Genomic DNA, 2545 nt, shown 5'->3' on the forward strand with positions numbered 1-2545 from the left:
GAGCCAAAACTACCGTACAGTACGTAATCTCTAAAGGTATTGATGAATCTCGTATCTCTGGTGAAGGTAAAGGCGAATCTGAACCTAAAGTAGACTGCTCTAATGGTTGTACTAAAGAACAACATGCACAAAATAGACGTTCTGAATTTTTAATTGTTACAGATACAGAACAACAATAAAATAGTCTAAACCAATAACTAACTCAAATATTTTTAATTTAAAGCCTATTCTATAAAAAATAGGCTTTGTTTTTTAAATTTTTAGTTCGGTATATCGGAGTTTTTTGTAGTTAAACTTTATTAACATTCTTGCGAATTAAAAAACTACGGGACATTGAAGAATTTTATTTACATTCCGTTTTTGTTACTACTAGCAGTGTTTCTGTAAGTTTTAAACAAAACTATTTTTTTTAAAATTTTATTTATGGTAAAAAAAATACTTTTTCTCTCAATATTTCTATTTACATTGATAGGTTACTCTCAAGATCTTCCAATGCAAAATGGTACGTTCAATCGTTGTGCGCCTGATAAGTTTTATGATTCTGGAGGTGAATTTGGACCTTATGAAGATAATGAAGATTATACAATAACAATTTGCCCTCAAAGTACCGATGATTTTATTATTATAGATTTTTTAGAATTTAGCACACAATTAAATCAAGATGTATTAACAATATATGATGGAGATGATATTACGGCTCCATTGATTGGTACCTATTCTGGCGTTGTGTCACCAGGTACCGTATCTGCATCAGATTCTAATACTTCAGGGTGTTTAACATTTGTATTTACAACTAACGATTCCGGTAATACAACAGGATGGGATGCTGATATTTTGTGTGCCATGCCTTGTCAAGATATTACAGCTTCAATAGATAGTACAGTTCCTGAAGCAAATAATACTGGAGTAATAAGCATTTTACCTGGAGATAGTGTTGATTTTTCTGGAAGTGCAACTTTTTCTCTAGATGGCACCGATGCAACCTATGATTGGAATTTTGGAGATTCAAACTATGCAACAGGCGAAAATGTATCTAACATCTTTAGTAATGAAGGTACTTACACGGTGACATTAACGGTTACCGATAATAATCCTCAAGGCTGTACAGATTCTACTTCTATTCAAGTTTTCGTTTTAGGTCCTAATCTAGAAGTAGACCAAAATACATTTACAACTGAACAATTAATACAAGATGTACTAATAAATAGTCCTTGTGCTACTGTTTCAAATATATCTTCTATAACAGGTATAGACTACAGTACATCAGAACCTAATGGTATTGGTTATTTTTATAGTAATGGTGTTGATTTTCCATTTGAAGATGGAATTTTATTAACTAGTGGAGAAGCGGGTGATGCTGGCGGTCCAAATACATTTTTGGGAGATGGTTCTAATACTTGGCCTGGTGATGCAGATTTAGATAATGAAGTTGGTATTACTTCTCATAACGCTACGTACATTCAGTTTGATTTTGTGCCACTAGCAGATAGTATTAGTTTTGATTTTTTAATGGCATCTGAAGAATATGATATGGGAAGTTTTGAATGTACATATTCTGATGCATTTGCGTTTTTATTAACAGATTCTGCTGGTGTTACAACAAATTTAGCTGTATTGCCAGGTACTAATACACCTATATTGGTTACCAATATACATCCAGACAATGGAGCGTCATGTGGAGGAATTAATGATCAATATTTTGGGGCATATACACCAAATAATGGTCCGCCAATATCATTTGATGGTAGAACGGCAGTTTTTACAGCTCAAGCAAATGTAATTCCGGGTGATAATTACACAATAAAACTCGTTGTTGCTGATGACCGAGATAACACATATGATTCAGGAGTATTTATTAAAGCTGGAAGTTTTAATTTAGGTGGAGGATTAGGAGATGATATTACTATTGAGGCGGATACTGCTCAGTGTGATGGTACAGAGGTTTTATTAGATACAGGTCTTGATGCAGCTGTACATGTTTGGTATAAAGATGATGTTGAAATTCCAGGAGAAGTATCTTCAACGTTAATCGTAACAGAACCAGGTATTTATTATGCTGATTTTGATTATTCTGGTGTGTGTACAGGTTCTGCGGATCCTATATTAATTGAATTTAGAGCAAATCCAACCATCAATACCGCATTAGATATGGTTGTTTGTACTGATACGGGATTTGAAGAGTTCAATTTAACGGATAATGATGATGACGTTTTAGGGAGTCAAGACCCAACTCAATTTATTGTTAGTTATCACCTTTCTGAGCAAGATGCTTTAGATAATATTGGATCATTAACCAGTCCGTATACAAACATATCTGATCCTCAAACTATTTGGGTTAGATTGGCAGATATTACTCAAACTTGCGTTGATACCACGTCTTTCGAATTAATCTTATTGGAAGATCCAATAATTAACCCTGCATCAGATTTAGAATTGTGTGATGATGAAAGTAACGATGGTTTTGAAGAATTTGACCTAAGTACTCAGACAGCAACTATTTTAGGAACCCAATCCGCGGCAAATTACGAGGTATCTTATTATTTAA

General features: G+C 33.7%; 2 protein-coding genes. Both read left to right on the forward strand.

The features are described 5' to 3' along the window. The coding region (locus GN138_RS16345; protein WP_197429366.1) for an OmpA family protein at nucleotides 1-179 on the forward strand (179 nt) is incomplete at its 5' end. A 244-nt stretch (nucleotides 180-423) separates the two neighbouring features. After that, a partial coding sequence (locus tag GN138_RS15830; protein WP_231743094.1) for a choice-of-anchor L domain-containing protein occupies nucleotides 424-2545 on the forward strand: 2122 nt, incomplete at its 3' end.

The organism is Winogradskyella endarachnes (assembly GCF_009741275.1).
GTDB lineage: Bacteria > Bacteroidota > Bacteroidia > Flavobacteriales > Flavobacteriaceae > Winogradskyella > Winogradskyella endarachnes.